The 23612-nt window shown below is 63.4% G+C and carries 24 protein-coding genes; 12 read left to right on the forward strand and 12 right to left on the reverse strand.

Going from position 1 to position 23612, the window contains the following annotated elements; translation table 11 throughout:
• The first annotated feature begins 66 nt into the window (after positions 1 to 66).
• The 10 genes from ehuA to AB4Z43_RS23155 all read left to right on the forward strand — a co-directional run bounded on the left by ehuA (position 67) and on the right by AB4Z43_RS23155 (position 9748).
• On the forward strand, positions 67 to 852 hold the full coding sequence (gene ehuA / locus AB4Z43_RS23110; protein WP_019856693.1) for an ectoine/hydroxyectoine ABC transporter ATP-binding protein EhuA: 786 nt from the start codon (positions 67 to 69) through the stop codon (positions 850 to 852).
• An 86-nt stretch (positions 853 to 938) separates the two neighbouring features.
• The gene (gene ehuB / locus AB4Z43_RS23115) at positions 939 to 1790 is read left to right on the forward strand and encodes an ectoine/hydroxyectoine ABC transporter substrate-binding protein EhuB (RefSeq protein ID WP_027046565.1); all 852 of its coding nucleotides are present in this window, start codon (positions 939 to 941) and stop codon (positions 1788 to 1790) included.
• A 220-nt stretch (positions 1791 to 2010) separates the two neighbouring features.
• A complete protein-coding gene (ehuC, locus tag AB4Z43_RS23120) occupies positions 2011 to 2670 on the forward strand; it encodes an ectoine/hydroxyectoine ABC transporter permease subunit EhuC (protein ID WP_441939029.1) in 660 nt (219 codons plus the stop codon).
• Positions 2670 to 3329: an ectoine/hydroxyectoine ABC transporter permease subunit EhuD gene (ehuD, locus tag AB4Z43_RS23125; protein WP_038645094.1), complete on the forward strand. Its 660-nt coding sequence runs from the start codon at positions 2670 to 2672 to the stop codon at positions 3327 to 3329. The genes ehuC and ehuD overlap by 1 nt, the downstream gene beginning before the upstream one ends.
• Before the next feature lie 3 nt (positions 3330 to 3332).
• Positions 3333 to 4112 carry an ectoine utilization protein EutA gene (gene eutA / locus AB4Z43_RS23130; protein WP_441939030.1) on the forward strand — a complete coding sequence of 260 codons (780 nt, stop codon included), beginning with the start codon at positions 3333 to 3335 and terminating at the stop codon, positions 4110 to 4112.
• Positions 4113 to 4117: 5 nt separating this feature from the next.
• Positions 4118 to 5104, forward strand: coding sequence for a hydroxyectoine utilization dehydratase EutB (eutB, locus tag AB4Z43_RS23135; protein WP_038652265.1), 987 nt, complete (start codon positions 4118 to 4120; stop codon positions 5102 to 5104).
• Entirely contained in the window at positions 5101 to 6093 is a 993-nt protein-coding gene (locus AB4Z43_RS23140) for a cyclodeaminase (protein ID WP_441939031.1), read from the forward strand. The genes eutB and AB4Z43_RS23140 overlap by 4 nt, the downstream gene beginning before the upstream one ends.
• A 134-nt stretch (positions 6094 to 6227) precedes the next feature.
• Entirely contained in the window at positions 6228 to 7406 is a 1179-nt protein-coding gene (gene doeA, locus AB4Z43_RS23145; RefSeq protein ID WP_038645100.1) for an ectoine hydrolase DoeA, read from the forward strand.
• A gap of 5 nt (positions 7407 to 7411) precedes the next feature.
• Entirely contained in the window at positions 7412 to 8413 is a 1002-nt protein-coding gene (gene doeB, locus AB4Z43_RS23150; RefSeq protein ID WP_027046568.1) for a N(2)-acetyl-L-2,4-diaminobutanoate deacetylase DoeB, read from the forward strand.
• A 213-nt stretch (positions 8414 to 8626) separates the two neighbouring features.
• Entirely contained in the window at positions 8627 to 9748 is a 1122-nt protein-coding gene (locus tag AB4Z43_RS23155; protein ID WP_441939032.1) for an acyltransferase family protein, read from the forward strand.
• Positions 9749 to 10120: 372 nt separating this feature from the next.
• Here AB4Z43_RS23155 and AB4Z43_RS23160 read toward each other — a convergent pair whose 3' ends face one another.
• From AB4Z43_RS23160 to AB4Z43_RS23195, 8 genes are all read right to left on the reverse strand, one after another.
• Positions 10121 to 10576 carry a MaoC/PaaZ C-terminal domain-containing protein gene (locus tag AB4Z43_RS23160; RefSeq protein ID WP_441939090.1) on the reverse strand — a complete coding sequence of 152 codons (456 nt, stop codon included), beginning with the start codon at positions 10574 to 10576 and terminating at the stop codon, positions 10121 to 10123.
• Positions 10573 to 11649 (reverse strand): Gfo/Idh/MocA family protein, encoded by a 1077-nt coding sequence (locus AB4Z43_RS23165; RefSeq protein ID WP_064983361.1) that lies wholly within the window; start codon positions 11647 to 11649, stop codon positions 10573 to 10575. Before AB4Z43_RS23165 ends, AB4Z43_RS23160 begins: the two co-directional genes overlap by 4 nt.
• Positions 11642 to 11971, reverse strand: coding sequence for an L-rhamnose mutarotase (locus AB4Z43_RS23170; RefSeq protein WP_019856705.1), 330 nt, complete (start codon positions 11969 to 11971; stop codon positions 11642 to 11644). The genes AB4Z43_RS23165 and AB4Z43_RS23170 overlap by 8 nt, the downstream gene beginning before the upstream one ends.
• A 9-nt stretch (positions 11972 to 11980) precedes the next feature.
• Positions 11981 to 13093, reverse strand: a complete 1113-nt coding sequence (locus AB4Z43_RS23175) for a mandelate racemase/muconate lactonizing enzyme family protein (RefSeq protein WP_019856706.1) — start codon at positions 13091 to 13093, stop codon at positions 11981 to 11983.
• A 3-nt stretch (positions 13094 to 13096) separates the two neighbouring features.
• Complete coding sequence (locus tag AB4Z43_RS23180; protein ID WP_441939033.1) at positions 13097 to 14194, reverse strand: ABC transporter ATP-binding protein; 1098 nt, start codon at positions 14192 to 14194, stop codon at positions 13097 to 13099.
• A gap of 4 nt (positions 14195 to 14198) precedes the next feature.
• Positions 14199 to 15065 (reverse strand): carbohydrate ABC transporter permease, encoded by an 867-nt coding sequence (locus tag AB4Z43_RS23185; RefSeq protein WP_019856708.1) that lies wholly within the window; start codon positions 15063 to 15065, stop codon positions 14199 to 14201.
• On the reverse strand, positions 15065 to 15961 hold the full coding sequence (locus tag AB4Z43_RS23190; RefSeq protein WP_027046570.1) for a carbohydrate ABC transporter permease: 897 nt from the start codon (positions 15959 to 15961) through the stop codon (positions 15065 to 15067). The genes AB4Z43_RS23185 and AB4Z43_RS23190 overlap by 1 nt, the downstream gene beginning before the upstream one ends.
• Positions 15962 to 16087: 126 nt before the next feature.
• Positions 16088 to 17407 (reverse strand): ABC transporter substrate-binding protein, encoded by a 1320-nt coding sequence (locus AB4Z43_RS23195; RefSeq protein WP_441939034.1) that lies wholly within the window; start codon positions 17405 to 17407, stop codon positions 16088 to 16090.
• Positions 17408 to 17576: 169 nt separating this feature from the next.
• Here AB4Z43_RS23195 and AB4Z43_RS23200 point away from each other — a divergent pair, with 169 nt between their 5' ends.
• Positions 17577 to 18362, forward strand: a complete 786-nt coding sequence (locus AB4Z43_RS23200) for an IclR family transcriptional regulator (RefSeq protein ID WP_019856711.1) — start codon at positions 17577 to 17579, stop codon at positions 18360 to 18362.
• Between the two features lie 65 nt (positions 18363 to 18427).
• On the forward strand, positions 18428 to 19267 hold the full coding sequence (locus AB4Z43_RS23205; protein WP_027046571.1) for an amidohydrolase family protein: 840 nt from the start codon (positions 18428 to 18430) through the stop codon (positions 19265 to 19267).
• A gap of 63 nt (positions 19268 to 19330) precedes the next feature.
• Here AB4Z43_RS23205 and AB4Z43_RS23210 read toward each other — a convergent pair whose 3' ends face one another.
• From AB4Z43_RS23210 to AB4Z43_RS23225, 4 genes are all read right to left on the reverse strand, one after another.
• Positions 19331 to 20476: an extracellular solute-binding protein gene (locus tag AB4Z43_RS23210; protein WP_032920986.1), complete on the reverse strand. Its 1146-nt coding sequence runs from the start codon at positions 20474 to 20476 to the stop codon at positions 19331 to 19333.
• Between the two features lie 14 nt (positions 20477 to 20490).
• Positions 20491 to 21651 (reverse strand): CaiB/BaiF CoA transferase family protein, encoded by a 1161-nt coding sequence (locus AB4Z43_RS23215; RefSeq protein WP_027046572.1) that lies wholly within the window; start codon positions 21649 to 21651, stop codon positions 20491 to 20493.
• A 2-nt stretch (positions 21652 to 21653) separates the two neighbouring features.
• Complete coding sequence (locus tag AB4Z43_RS23220; protein WP_441939035.1) at positions 21654 to 22205, reverse strand: MaoC family dehydratase; 552 nt, start codon at positions 22203 to 22205, stop codon at positions 21654 to 21656.
• A 363-nt stretch (positions 22206 to 22568) separates the two neighbouring features.
• Complete coding sequence (locus AB4Z43_RS23225) at positions 22569 to 23552, reverse strand: Tim44 domain-containing protein (RefSeq protein ID WP_019856715.1); 984 nt, start codon at positions 23550 to 23552, stop codon at positions 22569 to 22571.
• Between the last annotated feature and the right edge of the window lie 60 nt (positions 23553 to 23612).

The following is a 23612-nucleotide window of genomic DNA, read 5'->3' on the forward strand; positions in this document are numbered from 1 at the left end:
ATTGACATGATTTGGCGCGTTCCGCATCGTTAAGGGCACAGGCTTCTCCAGCACGGGGAAATTCATTTGTCCGCACCCATCATCAAGGTCGATGCCATTTCGAAGAGCTTCGGTGCCTTCAAGGTGCTGGACGGCTTGTCGATGCAGGTCATGCCGCGCGAGAAGCTGGCGCTGATCGGTCCGTCCGGCTCGGGCAAGACGACGATCCTGCGCATCCTGATGACGCTGGAGCGCATCGATGGCGGCCACATCCAGATCGAGGGCGAGCAGCTCTACCACATGGAGCGCAACGGCCAGCTGCTGCCGGCCGACGAGCGGCATCTGGCGCGGATGCGCCAGAAGATCGGCATGGTGTTCCAGCTGTTCAACCTGTTTCCGCACAAGAGCGTCATCGACAATGTGACGCTGGCGCCGATGCTGACCAAGGGAACGCCCCGCGCCGCCGCCGAAAAGCGGGCGATGGAACTGCTCGACATGGTCGGCATGGCCGACAAGGCCAAGGCGATGCCGGCGCAACTGTCGGGCGGCCAGAAGCAGCGCGTGGCGATCGCCCGGGCGCTCGCTCTGCAGCCGAAGATCATGCTGTTCGACGAGGTGACGTCGGCGCTCGACCCGGAACTGGTCGAGGAGGTGCTCAACGTTCTGTGGCGGCTCTGCGCCGAGACCGACATGACCATGCTGCTGGTCACCCACGAGATGGGGTTTGCCCATGACTTCGCCGACCGGGTGCTGTTCTTCGATCGCGGCAAGATCGTCGAGGAAGGCAAGCCCGACGAGATTTTCCGCCATCCCAAACAGGAGCGCACGCAAGGCTTCCTGAAGAAGATCATCGCGGCCGGACATCGCGTCTGACCGTCATGCCCGAGGCGACAACGCCGTCCTCAAGGGACGGAAAGCCGCCCCAAACAAACCAAGACAAGAAACAGGAGTTGGGAACAATGAAGAAACTTGGCATTCTGGCCGGCGTCGCCGGCCTTGCACTGACGGCGGTGCTGGCCGCCTCGATCCCGGGTTCGGCCGACGACAGCAAGCTCGAGCAGTTGAAGTCACAGGGCTTTGCCCGTGTCGCCATCGCCAATGAGCCGCCCTACACGGCGGTCGCGGCCGACGGCAAGGTTTCTGGCGCGGCGCCCGACGTGGCGCGCGAGATCTTCAAACGCCTCGGCGTTGGCGACATCGTCGCCTCGATCTCGGAATATGGCGCCATGATCCCCGGCCTGAAGGCCGGCCGCTTCGACGTCGTCACCGCCGGCCTGTTCATGAAGCCGGAGCGTTGCGCCGCGGTCGCCTATTCCGAACCGGTGCTGTGTGACGCCGAGGCGATGCTGGTGAAGAAGGGCAATCCGAAAGCCTTCAAGAGCTACGAGGACGTCGCCAAGGACACATCGGCCACGATCGGCGCGCCCGGCGGTGGCACCGAGGAGAAGCTGGCGCTTAACGCCGGCGTGCCGCGCGAACGCGTCATCGTCGTGCCGGACGGCCAGAGCGGCCTGAAGATGGTGCAGGACGGCCGCATCGACGCCTATTCGCTGCCGGTTCTGTCGATCAACGATCTGATGAAGAAGGCCAACGACCCGAACCTCGAAGTCATCGCCCCGGTGCAGGGTGCCCCGGTCTATTGCGACGGCGCCGCCTTCAAGAAGGGCGACGAGGCGCTGCGCGATGCCTATGACGTCGAGCTCGCCAAGATGAAGAAGTCGGGCGAATTCGCCAAGATCATCGAGCCCTACGGTTTCTCGGCCGCCGCCGCGATGTCGACGACGCGCGACAAGCTCTGCTCGGCGAAGTAGGCGCCTCTTCTTCCTTCTTCCCGTTTCACGGGGAGAAGGTGTCACGAAGTGACGGATGAGGGGCGGCGCCAAGTTTGGAGAAGCTGGAGCCGCCCCTCATCTGCCTGCCGGCTTTCGTCGCTCGAAAAGCCAAGCAATTGGCTTTTCGCCCGCTACGCGGACCGCTCCTCAACTCGCCGTGAACGGGGAGAAGGGGCTAAAATGGAACGTTGGAACCTAGATGACCCAGTGGTCCGGCTATCTCGGCCTGATATTGCAGGGAGCGCTTGTCACCATCGAGCTGACGCTGATGGGGTCGGTGCTTGCCCTGATCATGGCCTTTCTGGCCGGCATGGGACGGCTGTCGCGCTTCTTCGCACTGAGGGCGCTCGCCACCGCTTATATCGAATTCTTCCGCGGCACCTCGATCTTCGTGCAGCTGTTCTTCGCCTATTTCGTGCTGCCGCTGATTGGTCTCGAATTGACCCCGCTGCAGGCCGGCGTGCTGGCGCTGGGCCTGAACGTCGGCGCCTATGCCGCCGAAGTGGTGCGCGGCGCCGTTCAGTCGATCGGCCGCGAACAGCATGAGGCCTGCATCGCGCTCAATCTCGGCCGCTGGCAAGGCCTGCGCCATGTCATCCTGCCGCAGGCCTTTCTAGTGATGCTGCCGACCTTCGGAAACAACGCCATCGAACTGCTCAAGGCCACCTCCGTGGTCTCGCTGATCTCGCTCGCCGACCTGACCTTCCAGGCGCAGGTGGTGCGCGCCCAGACCGGCAACACGATGCTGCCTTTCGCCACCATCCTGGTCATCTACTTCGTCCTTGCACTGCTCATTTCTTGGGGCGTGCGCTCGCTGGAACGCCGCATGGCGCGCGGCCTCGATGGGGTGCGCGTCTGATGGAGTGGGACTGGGATTTCGTATGGCAGATCATGCCGACGCTGATCCAGGGGGTGAAGATCACCATCCTGGCGACGCTGCTCGGCTCGGTGCTGGCGGCGATCGTCGGGCTGGGGATCGCGCTTGCGCGCCGCTCGCCCAACAAGGCGTTGTCGCGTACTGTCGGCTGGGCGGCCGAGTTCATCCGCGGCACACCGCTTCTGGTGCAGCTCTATTTCATCTTCTACGTGCTGCCCGACATCGGCATCCTGCTGCCGCCGCTGGTCGCTGGTGTCATCGGGCTCGGGCTGCACTACGGAACCTACACGGCGGAGGTCTACCGCGCCGGCATCGACAATGTACCGCGTGGCCAGTGGGAGGCCGCCAAGGCCTGCAATCTCAGCGCCCGGCAAACCTGGACGCACATCATCATCCCTCAGGCCATCCCGCCGATGATCCCGGCACTGGCCAATTATTTCATTGCCATGTTCAAGGAGACGCCGTTGCTCTCGGCGATCACCGTGCTGGAGCTGATGAACCAGGCCAAAAGCGTCGCCAACACCTATTATCGTTACATCGAGCCGATCACGCTGGTCGGCGCCTTCTTCCTCGCCATCAGCCTTTGTTCGGTCGTGCTGCTGCGCTGGCTGGAACGCCGTTACGGCAAGATCGAGAGGTAGCCGATGAAACCCTTGCCCGAGATCAAGGTCTATCCCAGTCGGCCATCACTCGATGAGCGTCCGCTCGACAAGCGCGTCGGCCTGATCATCCTGGCCACGGATCACACCAGCGAACCGGATTTTCGCCGCATGGTGGCGAGCGAACGCATCGGCGTCTATGTCGCGCGCATTCCCTATGCCAATCCGACGACGCCGGAAAATCTGCGCAAGATGCAGCCGGCGCTGACGGCGGGTGCTGCCCTGATCCTGCCCGACGAGAAGCTCGAGGCCGTCTGCTACTCCTGTACGTCGGCCTCGGTGGTGATCGGCGATGCCGAGATCGAGACGGCGATCCAGGCGGCCAAGCCTGGCGTTCCCGTGGTCACCCCGCCAATGGCCGGCATGCGCGGGCTGAATGCCTTCGGCGTGCGCCGGATCAGCATTCTGACCCCCTACACGGTCGAAACCTCCAGGCCGATGGCGGCCTATTTCGCGGCGCGTGGTTTCGAGATCGCCAGCTTCACCTGTCTCGGTTTCGAGGACGATCGCGAGATGGCGCGCATCCCGCCGACAGCCCTTGTCGATCTCGCGCGCCAGGCGACCCACCCGCAGGCCGATGCCCTGTTTGTGTCCTGTACAGCGCTGCGCGGCGCGCTTGCGGTCACCGGCATGGAACAGGCCATCGGCCGTCCCGTTGTTACCAGCAATCAGGCGACCGCCTGGAACTGCTTGCGCCTTTGCGGCGACGAGACAGCCCATCCTGAATTCGGCCGTCTGATGACGCTGCCGTTGCCGCGCGATTGATGATCATGAGACAGGTTACGCTTGAGCATATTCGAGCCGCGCGTGAGCGTATTGCCGGCAAGGTCGAGCGTACGCCGACCGTGCTTTCTTCGAGTCTTTCCGAACAGCTGGGCGCACAGGTTCACCTCAAGCTCGAACACCGGCAGACCACCGGCAGCTTCAAATTGCGCGGCGCTTCGAATGCCATCGCTTCGCTCCGTGCTGACGAAAAGGCGCGCGGTGTTGTCGCGGCCTCGACCGGCAATCACGGTCGCGCGCTGGCGCATGCGGCGAAGCTCGAAGGCATGCGCGCGGTGATCTGCATGTCGCGGCTGGTGCCGCAGAACAAGCTGGACGAAATCCGTCGGCTCGGCGCCGAGGTGCGCATTGTCGGCAACAGCCAGGACGACGCCCAGCAGGAGGTCGAGCGGCTGGTGGCGGAGGAGGGGCTGGTGATGCTGCCGCCCTTCGACCATCCCGCCATCATCGCCGGGCAAGGCACGCTCGGGCTGGAGATGATCGAGCAGGTCCCGGAGGCCGGTCTCGTGCTGGTGCAGCTTTCCGGCGGCGGCTTGGCCTCAGGCGTGGCCGCAGCCGTCAAGGGTGTCAGCCCCGGCACGAAAGTCATCGGCGTTTCGATGGCGCGGGGTGCTGCGATGAAAGCGAGCCTCGATGCCGGCCGGCCTGTCCTGGTGGAGGAACTGCCGACGCTGGCGGATTCGCTTGGTGGTGGTATCGGCCTCGACAATAGGCTGACCTTCGCCATGTGCCGGGACCTGCTCGACGAAATCATCCTGCTCGGCGAGGACGAGATCGCCGCCGGCGTCCGCCACGCCTATGCGCAGGAGCGCGAGATCGTCGAGGGCGCCGGCGCGGTCGGCATCGCAGCGCTGCTCGCCGGCAAGGTCAAGGCGAAAGGGCAGGTGGTCGTACTTCTCTCGGGCCGGAACATCGACATGAACGCGCACCGCAGGATCGTCTGCGGCGAGGCAATCGGGGAGCGCGCCGCATGAGCCGTATGATGATTCTGACCGAAGCAGAACTGCGCAAGATCGTAACGCTCGATCTCGACGCGGTCGCTTGCATCGAGAACGCTTTTCGCGCGCTCGCCACTCTGCCCGTGGCGATGCCGCCGATCCTGCGGCTCGACATTCCCGAGCGTCGCGGCGAGGTCGACGTGAAGTCCGCTTATGTGCCCGGTATCGACGGCTTCGCCGTGAAGATCAGCTCCGGCTTCTTCGACAATCCAAAGCTCGGCCTGCCGAGCGGTGGCGGCATGATGGTGCTGCTTTCGGCAAAGACCGGTGTGGTCGAGGCGCTGCTGCTCGACAATGGCTACCTGACCGATGTCCGCACCGCTGCAGCAGGCGCGGCCGCGGCGAAGCATCTGTCGCGCGAGGACGCCACCGTGGCAGCAATCTTCGGCGCCGGTTTGCAGGCAGGTCTGCAACTGGAAGCACTGCGCCTTGTCAGGCCGATCGCCGAAGCCCGCATCTGGGCGCGCGACGCCGCCAAGGCCGAAGCCACCGCTGCCCGCTTGCGCGAAAGACTGGGTATTGTCGTGCGCGCCGAGCCCGATGCAGCAAATGCCGTTGCCGGCGCCGACATCATCGTCACCACCACGCCGTCGACGGAGCCGCTGATCAAGGCAGGCTTCATTTCGGCCGGCCAGCACATCACCGCCATGGGCTCGGACGCCGAACACAAGAACGAGGTCGCGCCGGCCATCCTGCGCATGGCCGATCTCTACGTCGCCGACAGCGCGCGCCAGACGCGGCGTCTGGGCGAACTGCATCATGCCATCGCGGCAGGGGTGATGGCCGCCGATGAAGAAGTGACCGAACTCGGCCAGATCATCGCCGGCGAACGACACGGGAGACGTTCGGCCAGCGATATCACCATCGCCGATCTGACCGGCACCGGCGTGCAGGACACCGCGATCGCCACGCTCGCCCGCGACCGCGCGCGGGCGGCTAATGCCGGAACCATTTTTGAAAGCTGATGCTGGCCGCAAAGCATGATCCGGAAAAGTGGGAACCGGTTTTCCGATCAGATCATGCTCAAGCAAAATTCCTGGAGCCGGGTTCACCGAAGTTGAAACGGGCTCCAGGGCCTAACAAACGAGGACCAAGAACAATGCAACCGAACCTGAAATTCTCGCGCGGCGAATTTGCGGATCGCCTCGCCAAGACGCGGCGAGCCATGGAGGCCAAGGGCGTCGATCTCCTCATCGTCAGCGACCCTTCCAACATGGCCTGGCTGACCGGTTATGACGGCTGGTCCTTCTACGTGCACCAGGCGGTCATCGTGCCGCCGTCGGGCGAGCCCGTCTGGTACGGCCGCGGCCAGGACGCCAACGGTGCCAGGCGCACCGCCTATCTCGCGCAGGACAACATCGTCGGCTACGCCGACCACTATGTGCAGTCTACGGAACGCCATCCGATGGACTTCTTGTCCAGCATGCTCGTCGATCGCGGCTGGGGCAAGCTCACCATCGGCGTCGAGATGGACAATTACTGGTTCTCGGCCGCCGCCTTCGCCTCGTTGCAGAAACATCTGCCCAATGCCCGCTTCGTCGACGCCACCGCGCTGGTCAACTGGCAGCGCGCGGTGAAGAGCCCGACCGAGATCGACTACATGCGCAAGGCCGCCCGCATCGTCGAAGCCATGCACCAGCGCATTTTCGACAGAATAGAGATCGGCATGCGCAAATGCGATCTCGTCGCAGAGATCTATGATGCCGGCACGCGCGGCGTTGACGGTATTGGCGGCGACTATCCGGCGATCGTGCCGCTGCTGCCGTCCGGCGTGGACGCCTCGGCGCCGCATCTGACTTGGGACGACCAGCCGATGAAGCGGGGCGAGGGCACCTTCTTCGAGATCGCCGGCTGCTACAACCGCTACCATTGTCCGCTGTCGCGCACCGTCTTCCTCGGCAAGCCGACGCAGGAATTCCTCGATGCCGAGAAGGCGACGCTGGAAGGCATGGAGGCGGGCCTTGCCGCCGCAAAGCCCGGCAACGCCTGCGAGGACATCGCCAATGCCTTCTTCGCCGTGCTGAAAAGGTATGGCATCGTCAAGGACAACCGCACCGGCTACTCGATCGGTCTGTCCTATCCGCCGGACTGGGGCGAACGCACCATGAGCCTGCGCCCCGGCGACCGCACCGAACTCAAGCCCGGCATGACCTTCCATTTCATGACCGGCCTGTGGCTGGAAACGATGGGGCTGGAGATCACCGAGTCCATCTTGATTACCGAAACTGGTGTAGAGTGCCTGGCCAATGTTCCGCGCAAACTGGTGGTGAAGAATTGAGCCAGATGTCCAGCCTCCGCCCGTCACCGATCACACCGACCGTCGATTTCGGTCGTGACGGCGTCCAGCACGGTTTCCTGCGCCTGCCATACAGTCGCGACGACTCGGCTTGGGGCTCGGTGATGATTCCGATGTGCGTCGTCCGCAACGGCAAGGGACCGACGGCGCTGCTGTCCGGCGGCAATCATGGCGACGAGTATGAAGGGCCGTTGGCGCTCTACGATCTCGCCCGCACGCTCGACCCGAAGCAAGTCAGCGGCACGGTGATCATCGTGCCGGCGATGAACTATCCGGCCTTCCGCGCCGGCACGCGGACCTCGCCAATCGACAAGGGCAACATGAACCGCAGCTTCCCCGGCCGGCCGGACGGCACGGTGACCGAGAAGATCGCCGACTATTTCCAGCGCGAGTTGCTGCCCCGCGCCGACATCGTCTTCGACTTCCACTCCGGGGGAAAGACGCTGGATTTCGTGCCGTTCTGCGCGGCCCACACTCTGCCCGACAAGGCACTGGAGCAGAAAGCCTTCGATGCGGTGGCGGCATTTTCGGCGCCCTTCTCGATGCGCATGATCGAGATCGACTCGGTCGGCATGTACGACACGGCGGCCGAGGAGATGGGCAAGGTCTTCGTCAGCACCGAGCTTGGCGGCGGTGGCACCTCGCGCGCTCAAACGGTGCGGATTGCACGGCGTGGCATTCTCAATGTGCTGCGTCATGCGGGCATTGTTGCTGGGGCGGTCGAGAAGGGCAGAACTCAATGGCTGGATATGCCGTCTGGCGATTGCTTCTCCTTCGCCGAGGAGGACGGCATGATCGAAACCATGGTCGATCTCGGCGAGCCCGTTGAAGAGGGCGCGGTGCTGGCACGGATCCATTCGGTTGGCCGCACGGGCATTGCCCCGCAGGAGATCCGGGCAAAAATGTCGGGCATGCTGGCGGCGCGGCATTTTCCCGGCCTGGTCAAGGCCGGTGACTGCGCGGCGGTGGTCGCTGTGGAGGTCGATTGATCGAAGGCGGCTGCGTCCCGCACGTGCCACGCGGTTTCTGGCGGTTGCGGCTGGCTGCGCCGGACTTTCTCCATTGGATGGAAGTGTAAATTAACGAGAGGCGGGCAAACTAGGCATTGGCAAGCGGGCCCTCGCTCTGCTGCCATCGTTGCGGGCATTGGGACCGCGCGACATGGCGATGATCGTTGAACGCCCGGGCGCCTGGTCTGAATCATGAGATCTTCGACTGGAGAACACTATCCGGCGCTGGACCATGTTCGTGGCCTAGCGGCTTTCCTGGTCTTCACCTGGCATTTCCTCCACCAGTCTCCAGAGGGGCCGGTGCCCTATGGTTTTGTACCTGCCGTGCCCATTTTCAGCCTGCTGGATGAGGGGGTCACCGGCGTTTCATTGTTCATGACGCTCTCCGGCTACCTGTTCGCCAAGCTTCTTGATGGGAAACAGGTCAGCTATCTGCCCTTCTTCGCCAACCGGGCGCTGAGGCTGCTTCCGCTCCTGCTGGCCGTGATAGCCATCGAGGCTTGCCGCGTATCTATGGCGGGCCAGCCCCTGGGCGGCTATTTCACCGACGTCGGGAAGGGGGTGATCTTTCCAACCCTCCCGAACGGCGGCTGGTCGATAACCGTGGAAGCCCACTTCTACATCCTGCTGCCGTTCCTGCTGATGGCGTCCAGACGCTTCCTGTTCGCTCCCTTGCTGTTCATCGCGGCGGCCATTTTGCTGAGGTGCGCACTTTACGTGCACCTCGGCGAGGTACAGTCGGCGGCGGCCTGGACCATCATTGGCCATGCCGATCAGTTCCTGGCCGGCATCCTTGCCTTCCATCTCCGCGCCCATGCGAAGGACCGGCACTGGCTCGCGCTGGCCGTTCTGCTGGCCTTTTCGGGGTTCTTCTGGTGGTTCGATGCCGCGGGAGGGTTTTACCAGCTTGAGCGGTATCCCTCGCCGCATTGGATATGGATCATCCTGCCGACGGTGGAGGCGGCGGCCTATTCGTTTGGGATCGCCTATTACGACACCAGCTTTCCAAGGCAGCGAACAGGCTTGCTGTTCAACATCCTGGAGAAGGCTGGGGCCTACAGCTATTCGATCTATCTCCTGCACCTGTTCTTCGTCATGCAGTTGGCGGCGTTCATCAACGCGAACATCATGGGCATAAGCAATTTCTACATTGCCTGCCTCTGGTCCTTGCTGTGCTTTCTGGCGACGATCCCGATCGGCTATCTCAGCTACACCTGCATCGAAGCGCCATTTCTGCGCCTGCGCATACGGTATGCGGAGCCGGCTGTTGCCGATCCGGTCCTGTTCAAGGATCGGCCGGCCACGGCAGCATAGGCGAACTGCCTGCGCCGGGCAGCGCCCTGCACGAATATTCGACAGAGACCATCGGCTCGGCGCATCTCGCTATCAGCGCTGTCCAGTCTTCAGCGGCGTGTGCCGTACCGTACACGAGGATACTCATATCCAGTTCGCTGGTTTTCCACTACTCTGGAGTCCGCGTGTCAGGGAGCATCGATTGCGTGGGAGGCCGCAGACAGTGGCGGAGCAGGTCGCCAACGTCCTGCGCGAAGCCATTGCCAGCGGAACGCTGAAGGCCGGCACCGCGTTACGCGGCGGCCTGTCGCGAAAATCCTAGTCGGGATGGTCCTGCTGCTCGGGGCTCAAGCGCATCACCGCGCGACCGGTTCGTAAGAACCACGCTGTTCTTCAGCTCTGCGGCGGCTTGCGTTCGACGATGTAGATATGATCGGCCGCCAGCACGACCTCGCCGCGCTGGTTGATCACCTCGCAGCGTTCGATCACGCGTCCCGAGCCCGGCCGCTTGGGATCGTCTTCCTTGGCCGTAATGGTGGTGCGCGTGCGGATCGTGTCGCCGATGAACACCGGCTTGATGAAGCGCAGCCGGTCATAGCCATAGGAGAAGGCGACGGGGTTGACGATGCTTGCCGTCAGCCCGATGCCGACCGAGAACACCAGCGTACCATGCGCGATGCGCTGGCCGAACGGCGTCGTCTTCATGTACTCGGCGTCCATGTGGTGCGGGAAGAAATCGCCGGTGTGGCCGGCATGGACGATGAAGTCGGTCTCGGTGATGGTGCGGCCGCTGGTTAGCCGCGAAGAGCCGATTTCATAATCTTCGAAATATTGGATCTGTTCCATCAGGGTCTTTCCGCGATCGGCGTCGCCGGCGCCGCGCTCGATCTATAGGCGGCTTCCACCAGCGCCATGGTGCTCCAGGCGTCCTCGACCGAGCTGACCAGTTCGTCGTCTTCTCCTGATGCGAAGCGCTGGACGTTGGCCATGCGCCCGACGAAGGCGTCGGGGAACCACTCGCCGGCAAGCGGTACCGCGATCCAGTCCGTTGCGCCCTTCGGATGGATTTCCAGAATGTCCGGTTCGCCCCGGGGATAGTCGAGGTTCAGGCCGAGCTTGAGATAGGCCGCCCCCTCGGTGCCGCAGATGCGGAATTCGCAGGCCTGGTGGCGGCGGCCGAACTTGTGGTCGTGGTTGATCGACAGCGCGCAGCGCATGGTGTCGCCATAGTCGAGAATGGCGCTGGTGCGCGTCTGCGCCACCTTGTGGTTGGGATGGCCGAGCGTCTTGGCGTGGACGCCTTTGGGATCGCCGAGCAATTGCCGGATGAGATCGAGATAGTGGATCGAGTGCATGGCGATCTCGACGCGCGGCGCCTTGAGCAGGAACTCCCACAACTCCCACGGTGTCGCCAGCGCCAGCCAGGCATCGAAGTCGACGACTTCGCCGAGCCAGCCCCTGGCGATAGCGTCCTTGAGCGCCAGCATCATCGGCGCGAAGCGCAGCTGAAAGTTCACGGCCGCCTTGAGGTTCTTGGCACGGCAGATTTCGAGGATTTCGGTTGCCTCGCCGAGATAGTTGCCCATCGGCTTCTGGATCAATGCGACCGCAGCGTCGGGCAGGGCTTTCAGGATCTCGGCGTGCCGTCCCGGCGGGGTCGCCAGATCGAAGATCGCATCCGGGACGGATGCGGCTTCGTCGACCGAACGGAACGCCGTCATGCCCCATTTGTCGGCCAGGGTTTTCGCCTTGGCCTGGTCGGGATCATAGAGGCCGGCAATCGGAAAGCCGGCTTTGCGATAGGCGGGAAAATGCGCGTCCCCGACGATCGATCCGGCACCGAAAGTGACGATCGGGCGAGGCTTCGAGGGTGTTGGCCAGGACTGGACGAGTAAGGCAGGGTCGAAACCGCCCTCAGTCATAGTGGAAGACCTCGTCCGTGCTGGCCCACCATTCGCCCTCCTTGCGGGTCGTGAGCGGCTCCTGGCATGGTATGCAGACCGACCACCATTCCTGCGTCTTCGGGTCGGCGGCCATCTTGGCCATGTCGGCCGCATAATCGGTGCCGTGATATTCGAAATAGGAGAACAGCAGATTCTCCGGCCGCTTCAGATAGATCGAATAATTCTTGATGTTGCAGGCCGAGATCATGGTCAGCACGTCGGGCCAGACGGCGGCATGCAGGCGGACATACTCCTCGACCTTTTCGGGCTTCAACCCCAGCACCATGCCCATTCGCTGCATATCCGACTCCTACTTCGTGATCGCCGTAGTGAATTCGGCGATGCTCATGGCCTTGACCGCGTCCCAATCCCAGTCGATGCCGATGCCGGGTTCGTCGGGCGCCAGCGCATGCCCATCCTCGATGCGCATATGCTTGCCGGTCAACTGGTCGAGTTGCGGAATGTACTCGACATACCTGCCGTTCTGAACCGCGCAGGTCAAGCTGACATGCAGCTCCATTAGGAAATGCGGGCAGACCGGAATGTCGAAGGCCTCCGCCGCATGGGCGATCTTGAGCCATGGCGTGATGCCGCCGATGCGGCCGACATCGACCTGCACGATCGAGCAGGCGCCTTTCTGCATGTATTCGCGAAAATGGCGGATCGAATAGAGCGATTCGCCAATGGCAATTGGCGTCGGCGTCGAGTTGGACAACCTGATATGGCCGTCAATGTCGTCGGCCGGCAGCGGCTCCTCGATCCAGGCGAGGTCGAGTTCGCGCAGCCGCGCCGCGCGCCGGATCGCCTCGTCGACCGAAAACCCCTGATTGGCGTCGGTCATGATCTCGTAGCCGTCGCCCACGGCCTTGCGCACCGCCGACAGGCGGGCGAGATCCTCCGACCCGTGCGGCCTGCCGATCTTCACTTTCGAGCCACGAAATCCCTTCGCCTTGGCAGCCAGCGCGTCGTCGACAAGTGCTGCGGTCTCGATGTGCAGCCAGCCGCCCTCGGTGGTGTAGAGCGGGCAGCGGTCCTTGGCGCCGCCGGCGAGTTTCCACAGCGGCAGGTTCTGCTTCTTCGCCCTCAGATCCCAGAGCGCCGTATCGATCGCCGCAATGGCGATGGAGGTGATCGCACCGATGGTCGTCGCATGGGTGGCGAATTCGAGATCGTGCCAGATCGCCTCGATCATGTCGGGGTCGCGGCCGATCAGGCGTGGCGCCAGGTGGTCGGACAAGAGCCGCATCACCGAGGAACCGCCGGTGCCGATCGTGTAGCTGTAGCCGGTGCCGACCGCGCCGTCGGAATCGGTGATGGTGACGATCGGCGTTTCCTGGCTGACGAAACTCTGGATGGCGTCCGTGCGCTTGACCTTGGGCACAAGGTCCACCATCCGCAGTTCGATTTTCTCGATTCTAGCCATCGGTCAGCTCCGCAATGTCTTTCCGGCCTCGGCGGTGAACAGATGCGCCTGCGACAGGTCGAGGCTCATCGCCACCCGCTCGCCGGAGCGCAACGGGCGCGGGTTCAGCATGCGCGAAACCCAGTCGGTGCCGTTGAACTCGACGAACACCAGCGTCTCGTTGCCGAGCGGTTCGGTGACGGTGATCGGCAGGTCGATCTGATGGACGTCGGCCGCACCGCCGGAGCTGATGCCATGGCCGGTCGGATAGATGTCGTCTGGCCGCAGGCCGAACACGACCTTGTCGCCGGTCGCGACATTGGCCTTGAATTGGGCGGGTAGCGGCAGCTTTTCGCCGCTGGCGAAAACCAGTTGGCCGTCATCGACCGTCGCCTCGTGCAAATTCATCGGCGGCGAACCGATGAAGCCGGCGACGAAGCGTGTCGCCGGGCGGCGGAAGACCTCGTCTGGCGTGCCGACCTGTTCGATATGGCCGTCGCGCATGATGACGATGCGGTCGGCCAGCGTCATTGCCTCGACCTGGTCGTGGGTGACGTAGATCACTGTCGACTGCACCTTGGCATGCAGCTTCTTGATCTCGGTGCGCATCTGCGTCCTGAGCTTGGCGTCGAGGTTGGAAAGCGGCTCGTCGAACAGGAAGACGTCAGGGTCGCGCACGATAGCGCGGCCCATGGCGACACGCTGGCGCTGGCCGCCCGACAGTTGCGACGGGCGGCGGTCGAGCAGCGTGTCGAGGCCCAGGATGGCCGAGGCCTCGGCGACACGGCGCTCCATGTCCTCCTTGGCCGCACCGGCGATCTTCAAGGAGAAGCCAAGGTTTTCGCGCACGGTCATATGCGGATAGAGCGCATAGGACTGGAACACCATCGAGATGTTGCGCGAGCGCGGCGGCAGATCGTTGACGATCCGCCCGCCGATCTCGATCGAGCCGGCGCTGATCTCTTCCAGTCCGGCGATCATGCGCAAAGTCGTCGACTTGCCGCAGCCTGACGGGCCGACCAGCGCGATGAATTCGCGGTCGGCAATATCGAGATCGATGCCATGCACGATCCCGATATTGCCGTAGCGCTTGGTCAGTTTTTTCAGGGAAACTGTTGCCATGGGATCAGCCTTTCACCGCGCCGGAGGTCAGGCCGCCGACAAGGTGTTTCTGGACGATATAGGTGAGGGTGAGTGCGGGAATGATCATCACCACGGCCAGCGCGCACATGCCGCGCCAGTCGATGGTGAATTCGGCCGTGTAGTCGAGCAGGCCGACCGGCAGCGTCTTGGCGCTCACCGAGCGGGTCAGTTGCGAGGCCAGCGCGAACTCGTTCCAGCAGGTCAGGAAGGCAAAGATGGCGGCAGACGCAATGCCCGGCCCGGCGAGCGGGAACTCGACCTGCCAGAAGGCCTGCCAGCGCGTGCAGCCATCGATTTGTGCTGCCTCCGCGAGGTCTTTCGGCACCTGGCGGAAGAAGCCGTCGATCAGCCAGATGGTGAACGGCACGTTGAGCGCGACATAGGCGAGGATCAGCCCGAAATGCGTGTCGATGATGCCGAGCCGCACATAGAGGAAGAACAGCGGCAGCGACAGTGCGATGCCGGGCACCGTGCGCGTCAGCATCAGGCCAAGGAAGACGCTGGATTTGCCGCGGAAGCGGTAGCGCGCGAAGGCATAGCCGCCGGCCATGCCGATGGCCACCGCAATGATCGTCGAGGTCACCGAGATGATCAGCGAGTTGCGGAAATATTCGATGACCGGGATGCCGCCTTTGCCGATGCCCGAGAACATTGCGATGTAAGCGTCGAACGAGATCTCCTGCGGGATCCACACCGGCGGCTTGGCCATGATCTCGACGGTTGGCCGCAGCGACGATAGCACGATCCAGAGGCCGGGCAGGCAGATGGTCAGCATCGCCAGGAACAGGCCGATGCGATGGACGACACCTAGCAGCCGTCGCTTCAGGCGGGCGGAAGAATTCTCGTCCATCACCACTCCGCGCCGATCTGCGTGCGCGCCGCGGCGAGCTTGTTGAAGAAATAGACGGTGAAGGCAATCGACAGCAGGATCGAGAAATAGGCCATGGCGTTGGCCATGCCCATGCGGCCGTCGCTGTAGGCGGTGCGTGCCACCAGCGTCCACAACAGCTCGGTGCGGCCCGCCGGTCCGCCATCGGTCATGATCTTGACGATGTCATAGGCGCGCGCGACGTCGAGCGAACGGATGGTCATGGCGATATAGGCGAAAGGCATGACGAACGGCCACGTCACATAGCGGAAGGTCTGCCAGGGCGTGCAGCCATCGACCCGCGCGGCCTCGATCGGCTCCTTGGGCATGGCGAGCAGGCCGGCGAGGATCAGGATGGCGAAGATCGCGGTCGACGACCAGATCTCGGCGATCGAGATGGCGATGAAGGCGAGATGGCCCTCGATCAGCCACGGAATGGCGTCCTGCGTGATGCCGAGCGACTGCAGGGCGTTGTTCACCAGGCCGATATTGTCGTTGAACATGAACTTGAACTGGAAGCCGACGAGGATCGGCGAGAACATCATCGGAAACATCATCAGCGTGCGCAGGATGCGCTGGCCGCGCGTCGCCTTCTCGACCAGCATGGCGAGGCCGAGGCCGAGCAGCATTTCGAGATTGAGCGCGATCGTCAGCAGCAGTACCGTGCGCCCGAACGCCCACCAGAAATCGGTGTTGGCCAGGATCGAGAGATAGTTCCGGAAGCCGACGAAGACGAAGAATGTTTCGGGCTTGGTCAGGCGGAACGGTGTGAAGCTGGAATAGAGCGACAGAAGCAGCGGCACGACGACGACCGCCGCCAGCACGATGAAGGCTGGAAGCAGCAGCAGGAATGGCGCCGATGGCTTGAAGCCCTTCATCAGAATCCTGTTGGGTTTTGCATTGCGTGGGCGAGGCGCCGAAAGGCGGTGTGTATCGCGGGGCCTCCGGCGAGACGCGATCGCCTCCCCCATTCATTATGGGGGAGGCGGCCTTGGGAGACGGTTCTAGAGCTTGCCGGCATCCTGCAGGATTTGCGTCGCCTTGGCGGCGGCTTCGTCCAATGCCTGCTTGGGGGTCTTGTCGCCCAGGATCGCCGCCTGAAGTTCGGGATAGACGGCGTTCGAAATCTCGATCCACTCAGGCGTCTGCGGCACGGCGAAGGCGTGCTTGGCTTCTTCCTGGAAGGCAGAGAGAACCTCCTTCTTGTAAGGATCGTTTGCGGCCTGCTTCAGGTCCCAATCCCACACGGCCGGGCGTGTCGGCAGCGGGCCTGCGGCGGCTTCCAGTTTCTGGCTGTCCTCATTGGTCAGCCACCAAACGAGCGAAGCGGCGGCGGCCTTGTTCGGGCAGTTCTCGGTCACCGAGAAACCGTGGAAACCGGACCAGCCGGTACGCTTGCCGGAAGAACCCTTCGGCGCGACCTTCACGCCGACATTGCCCGCCACCTTGGACGATTTCGGGTCGTTAAAGAAGCCGGCCCAGCCCGGCCAGTCCAGATTGATGGCCACGGTGCCCGAGGCAAAGCCCTGGCCGAGATCGTCCCAGAGATAGTTGGTCGTTCCGGCCGGCACGGCCTTGGCCTTGTACAGATTGACGAACCAGTCGAGCGCCCGGATGCCGGCCTCCGAGTTGAAGACCGGCTTGCCGTCCTTGTCGAGATACTCGCCGCCCTCGGCGACCACCATCTCGTAGAAGCGGCCATTGATCGCCTCTTCCTTGCCGGCGAACTGCGTGCCGTAGAAATTGGGCGGGTTGGCGAAGAACTCGGCCTGGTCGGTGACTTCCTTCCAGCTGTCCGGCGGCACCAGGTCATAGCCGTATTTGGCCTTGAACTTGGTCTTGTTGTCTGCGTTCTCGTAGAGGCTCTTCTGGTAGTAGAGCGCCGAGACGTCGAACTGCGCGCGCGGCAGCATCTCCAGCTTGCCGTCGATGGTTGCCGCCTTGATCGTCGACGGCACGAAGGCGTCGATCTCTTCCTTGGGCAGCAATTTACTGAGGTCTGTGTAGAGGCCGGTATATTGCGGCGCGAAGGACGAATGGTTCCAGCCGACGCACCAGTTGGTGCTGCCAGAGGCGATGTCGGACTTCAACTCCTTGTCGATGTCGAAGCCATTCTTCTTGGTCAGGATGTTGACCTTGGCGCCGGTGGCCTTTTCCCATTCGGGAATGCGCTCATAGAGCTTTTCATATTGCTGGCCGCCGATCAGTTTCACGTCGACGGTGACGCCTTCGAACTTGCCGGGCAGGTCGCCGGCAAGGGCCGTGCCTGCACCAAATGCAAGCACCAATGCGCCGGCGGAGACGCCGGAAAGCAGTCTGTTCATTGGTTTCCTCCCTGGGTGCGCCTTAGCGGCGACCGCAACTTGTCCGCGTGACAAGAAATGCTACATTCATATACAAACAAAACATTCATACGTACGTCAAGGCGAAATTTGTTTCCGCCGGGCGCATTCCTGCGTATATGAAGAATCGATTTCACTGGAGAAATGCCTCATGGATGACAGCGAAGACGAGCGCTACCGCGCGCCGGCGCTCGACAAGGGGCTCGACATTCTTGAGCTGCTGGCCGGCGTGGACGGCGGCCTTACCCAGGCCGAAATCGCCAAGAAACTTGACCGCAGCCCCAACGAATTCTACCGCATGCTCGACCGGCTGGTGCGGCGCGGCTATGTCACAAGGCTGGACGGCGACCGCTATTCACTGACGCTGAAACTTTTCGGCCTGGCGCAGCTGCACGCTCCGGTGCGGCGGCTGGTGTCCTACGCCACACCACTAATGCGCGAACTGGCCGAGACCTCGCAGCAGGCCAACCAACTCGTTGTTTTTGATCGCGGTTCTGCCGTCGTCATCGCCCAGCAGGAGGCACCGAACTACTGGGGCATCTCGATCCGCGTCGGCTCCCACATCAGCCTGTTCGACACCGGTTCGGGCCATGTGCTGCTTGCCTTCCGCTCGCAGGAAGAGCGGCAGATGATGATCTCCGAACACGTCCGCAGCACCGACAAGACGGCGCAATCGGCCGAGTTCTTCACCCGGCTCGACCAGATCCGTGACCGTGGCTACGAGATGATGGCCTCGATGCAGACCGCCGGCGTCTTCAACCTCTCGGCTCCAGTACGCAGCTCCGACGGCAAGGCCATCGCCGCCCTGTCGATCCCTTACATCACCGTGGTCAATGCGCCGTCCGCGCCAGATATCACCAGGACAATCGAACTGCTGCTGGCGACGTGCGAGAAGCTGTCGCATCTGGCTGGCTCGGCTGTAGGGTCGGCCGCATAAATTCTTATTTGAATGAAGAATTCCTCCGTGAGATAATTTGACAAAGCCAACTTGGAGGAGCTCCAGTGATCATCGATACCCATCTGCATCTCATCGATCGCTCGGCCTTGCGCTATCCCTGGCTTGCCGGGGTGCCGCCGCTCAACCGCGATTTCTCCTACGAGGAATATGCCACCGAGGCGCTGCGTGTCGGCGTCGAGCGCGTGCTGCACATGGAGGTCGATGTCGATCCCGCTGACATTGAAGCCGAGACCGCACGGGTGGAAGGTCTGTCGCGACAGGCCGGCAGCATGCTGGTCGGGGCGATCGCGTCCTGCCGGCCGGAAGATGCTGACTTCCCGGTCTATCTCGAAAGGCAGCGGGCAAATCCTTTCGTCAGGGGTTTCCGCCGTGTGCTCCATGTCGTGCCCGACGATCTGTCGGAGGGCGCGGTGTTTCGCGACAACATCAAGCGGCTTGGCGGTGCCGGCCTGACCTTCGATCTCGTCGTGCTGCCGCACCAGATTCCGAAAGCAATAGCGCTGGCCGACCTCGCACCCGACGTCCAGTTCGTTCTCGACCATTGCGGCGTTCCCGACATCAAGGGCGGCGCCGAGCATCCCTGGCGCGAGCATATGAGCGAGATCGCGCTGCGTCCGAACGTCATGGCCAAGATCTCCGGCGTCGTCGCCTATGCCGATCCCGGCAGCTGGACGGTCGGGACGCTGCGGCCCTATGTCGAGCACACCATCGCTGCGTTCGGCTGGGACCGTGTCGTCTGGGGCAGCGACTGGCCGGTCTGCACGCTCGGTGGCGGCCTGTCGACCTGGGTCGCGGCGACCCACGCGCTGCTTTCCGGCTGCAGCATCGCGGAGCGCTACAGGTTGCTGTCGGGCAATGCCCGCAAGCTCTGGCGGCTGGAATAAGTTGGATTTGCCTCGGCATCTCGCCGGGGCGTAGCCCGGACGTTCTACGCCGTCCGGTTTCGTTCAGGCTCCTCTACCGGCAGCGCCGGACACCTGCGCGGGGGCACTCTCCCGGAACAGGCTGACGAGATCGGCAACCACCTCGGCGGCCCTGTGTCCGGAAGTCATGCCGGACAGGATGCGGTCGGAAGCTGCCTGCTGGAACGCCATGTAGCCGTCATGACGCGGCCGCACCCATGCGCCCTCCAGCGTCGCGCGCGTGTCGCGATAGAAATTGCCGGTCGCGGCATTGACGGTGTGGTCTTCCCAGGCGGCAGCATGGCCTGGTTGGCCACCGGCAGCGGCATAGGCGCCGCGCTGCACGTCGCCGCTGGCGACCCAATAGGCAAAGTCGGTCGCAGCCTCCTTCGCCTTGGAAAAGGCTGACACCGCTATGCCGGTGCCGCCGAGCGCCGAACCGACAGGGCCGTTGGCGCCAACGACCGGGATGTCGGTGAAGGCCAGCCGGCGCGCGCGAAACCCTGATAGCGCATAGGAAGCGTAGCCATAGATCAGCGGCGCGCAGACGATCTGGGAATCGGCCTCCGCCATGCGTTCGGAAACCGCGATCGGATCCATCTCCAAACAGGCCGGTTCGACCAGGCCGGCGATCTCTCGCATCATTTCGAAGACTTGGCTGCCGGCCTCGCTATCGATGAGATCGCGGGACGGATCGGTCGCGCAAGCATGCCCGAGATTGCCGGCAAGCGTGTAGAACACCATCAGCACATGTGGCGGGCGCAGCGGCAAAAGCACGCGTCCTTGCCGGGCGAGGTCGAGCACCTCGCTCCAGCGCGCCGGCGGCGCATCGAGCGCGTCCGGCCGCCATGCCTGGACCTGGCTGGCCGCATCGATCGGAAAGGCCCATTGTCGCCCTTGCCAGGCGTAGCTCGGATAGGACTGGCCGACGCTTCCCGATGCAAGTGCTGCGCGCTCGACCTCGCGGCCGGCGACATCCAGCGGCGCGAGGCAGCGTTCCGCGGTGATCTGGCCGACATGCGGATGGTCGATGACAATCAGATCATAGGCGCGCGCCAGTTCCTCGACCGGGAAGGATTCGAAATCCTGCAGCGAGCGCTTGTCCCAGTCGATGGCGGCGCCGGTCTTCTGCTGCCAGAGCGACGAGCAGGCGACCATCGGATCGTAGCCGCGCGGATGGCTCCAGGTCATGCCCTTGAGCGTGGTCACAGGCCGAACTCCTCGCGGATCGCGGCACTGTGCTCGCCGATGCGCGGTGCGGCGCGATCGACCTTGGCCCTGACACCGTCGACCCTGAGCGGCGAACTGGTGGTGAGGATCGAGACATCGTCGTCGCGCGTCACCGTCTGCAGCATGTCGAGCGACTGGAAACCTTCGCTGGCCAGCATCTCCGGCCAGGTCAGCACCTTGGCGCACCAGATGTCGGCCGGCTCGAGAATGGCGAGCCATTCGTCGATGGTTTTGCTGGCGATCCGCTGCGCGATGATCGCCTTGATGTCGTCGCGCGCGGTGAACCAGGAGGCCGGTCTGTCGCGATAAGGCGCCAACTCATTGAGCGACAGCAGGTCGGCAAGTCTGGGGATCGGCGTCATGGCGATGGCGAGATAGCCGTCCTTGGCCGGATAGACGCCATAGGGCGCCGAGAGATAGGCATGCGCGCTGCGGAAATTGGAGCGGCGCGGCAGCCGGCGGCCGTCATTGAGATGCGTGGTCAGCACCTCGAACTGGAAGTCGACCAACGCTTCCAGGAGGCTGGTTTCGATATGGCTGCCCTGGCCGGTGATGCCGCGCCGCACCAGCGCCGCCAGAATGCCTTGCGCGCAGGCCGCACCCGCCAGCATGTCACCGATCGCAAGGCCGAAGGGCACCGGCCCCTGGTCCTCGTCGCCGTTCAGCCACATCACGCCGGAGCGCGATTGGGCCAGGAGATCCTGGCCGGGCCGCTTGACCCATGGGCCGTCCTCGCCATAGCCGCTGATCGACGCGTAGACGAGCCGCGGGTTGATCTTGCGGACGGCTTCGTAGTCGAGGCCGAGCCGCTCGATGACGCCGGGCCGGAAATTCTGGATAAGCACATCGGCCTTGGCCAGAAGCCCGCGCAGCGCCTCGAGATCCGCCTCGTTTTTCAGGTCGATGTCAAAACTTTCCTTGGCGCGGTTGATGGCGTGGAAGATCGTGGAATCGCCGCCGATCTCGGTGTCGCTGAGATAGAGCCGGCGCGACAGGTCGCCGCCATCCGGACGCTCGATCTTGATGACACGGGCACCGAGATCGAGCAGGCGCAGCGAGCAATAGGGGCCGGACAGGAACTGGCTCATGTCGACGACGGTGAGACCGGCAAGCGGCAATTCGGCGGCTGCCGGCATTTTCATTTCTCCGTCTTGCCGACGAAATCGGCCGGGTTGCGATACTTCACCGTCTGCAGATGCTCGCAATAGAGGACCAGCTCGCCTTCGCCCTTGAACACTTCGTAGCTGGCACGGATCAGCCCCATCTCCTTATAGCGCGGCGTCTTGTCGAGGTTGGAGCGGATCGAATAGATCGTGTCGCCAATGAAGACGGGCTTTATGAAACGGAGCTTGTCATAGCCATAGGAAAAGGCGTTGACACAGTTGGTGGCGACCAGCCCCAGCCCCGCCGAAAAGACGAAAGCACCGGCGATCAGCCGCTTGCCGAAAATGCCTTCGCTTTCGGCGAACATCTGGTCCTGCACATAGGGGTGGATGTCGAGCACCAGCGTGTTGAAGAGATGGCTGTCGCCTTCCGCCATCGTGCGTCGCAACGACCGAATTTTCTGGCCGACCGGCCAGTCCTCGTAGAACCAGTTCTCAGCGTTCCACACTGGCAGTACCGCGTGCGCCTCAGGCATGTTTTTGGGGTAGGTCGATGCGATGCCGACGGTGGGCGCGAAGTCGTTCATGGCTGGCTCCGGCAGTCTCGCTGGAGGGTTAGGTCAGCCATTTGAACACGCCTCAAAGCGCCGGACTGCATGACGTCTCCTCCCGCCAATCTTCTTTTGTAAATAGTATTTTCACATATGGGATTACGTTGCAAGCGAGGGCGGGGCGAATTTTTCCCAATCCAGCGCGCTCACGCGCGGGCAGGCGGGGGGAAATCATGAAAAAGGATTGCCTGGTCTTTGTCGGCCGCCTGAACCGGGAGGCGCCTTATTTCAGCGCGCAGGCGTGCTGACGGACATCGGACGCACCATCGAGATCGGCACGCCGATTGCGTCAGGATCGTGCGCTGAGGCGCTACCGACGCACCCGTACGATGGTCGGGCTCAGGCTTGTTGGATTGCCGAGAGCTTCCAGTTCGAGCCATTCTGACGCGTAAATGTCCACAGCTCGGTCGTCTCCGTCGGATGGTTCTCGTCGCCCTCGACAACCTTGCCGCTGGCCCGCTCGCGCATCACGTCGCGAGACTCGTAGCGCAACGCGGCCGTGGCGTAGTCGCGGTCATCCTCGCGCCAGCTTTCCGCGATGTCGGCCTGCAGCAAGGTGATATCGGAGACCTCGTTCCTGAGACCTTTCTGGGCATTGTCGGCCAGCTCTTCCGAGAGATAGGACACCATCTCAGGCGTTGTCGCCCGGCGCAGGGCGGCATGGTCTTCACGCCCGAATGCTTCCTGGACGTCGGTCAACAGCTTCTGGAATGCGTCGAGGTCGCTCTGAGCCAGTGTGATCTCCTCCGAGACGTCAGCCGGCGAGCCTCCGCCCGAACCACCGCCAAAGCCGGGAATTGTGAACGAGCTTGCCTGCTGCTGCGCCGCAGCACGGTTCTCAAATCGCGACGCCTGGGCATTGCCGGCACCGGCCAGCGCCGGGGCAGGGCCCTGCGCCGACTGCGAGCGGAAGAAGCGGATGGCCAGCATGATCGCGCCACCGATGAGCAGTGCCTGGAGCAGGAAGCCGAACATGCCGGCCAGACCGCCGAAGCCTTGGCCCAGGAGCAGGCCGATCAGGCCGCCGATCAGCAGGCCGCGCATCATCGTTCCACCGAAGCCGCTCATGAAGCCGGGCCTCTGCAGGCCGGCCTGCGGCTGCCGGGCGGCAGAGTTCACACCGGTGTTGGGTGTCATCGAACGCTCGACCGGAGCGGTCGGCGCCGGCGCCGTCCTCGTTGGCGGTGCCGACTGGAACGTGCGCGTGCCGCGACTGCCGAAACTGCCGCCACGCCGAGCCTCGGCATGATCGATCGCGACCATGGAGAATGCGAGGAACAGTCCGGCGAACAGGGCTGCAAATCGGCTGGTGCGAGACATCATCGGAGATGAACCTTTATCGGTATGGTTTTGGAAATTTTAAGCAGGTGCCGGGCGCCATGC

The organism is Mesorhizobium sp. 2RAF45 (assembly GCF_052115225.1).
Classification (GTDB): Bacteria; Pseudomonadota; Alphaproteobacteria; order Rhizobiales; family Rhizobiaceae; genus Mesorhizobium; species Mesorhizobium jarvisii.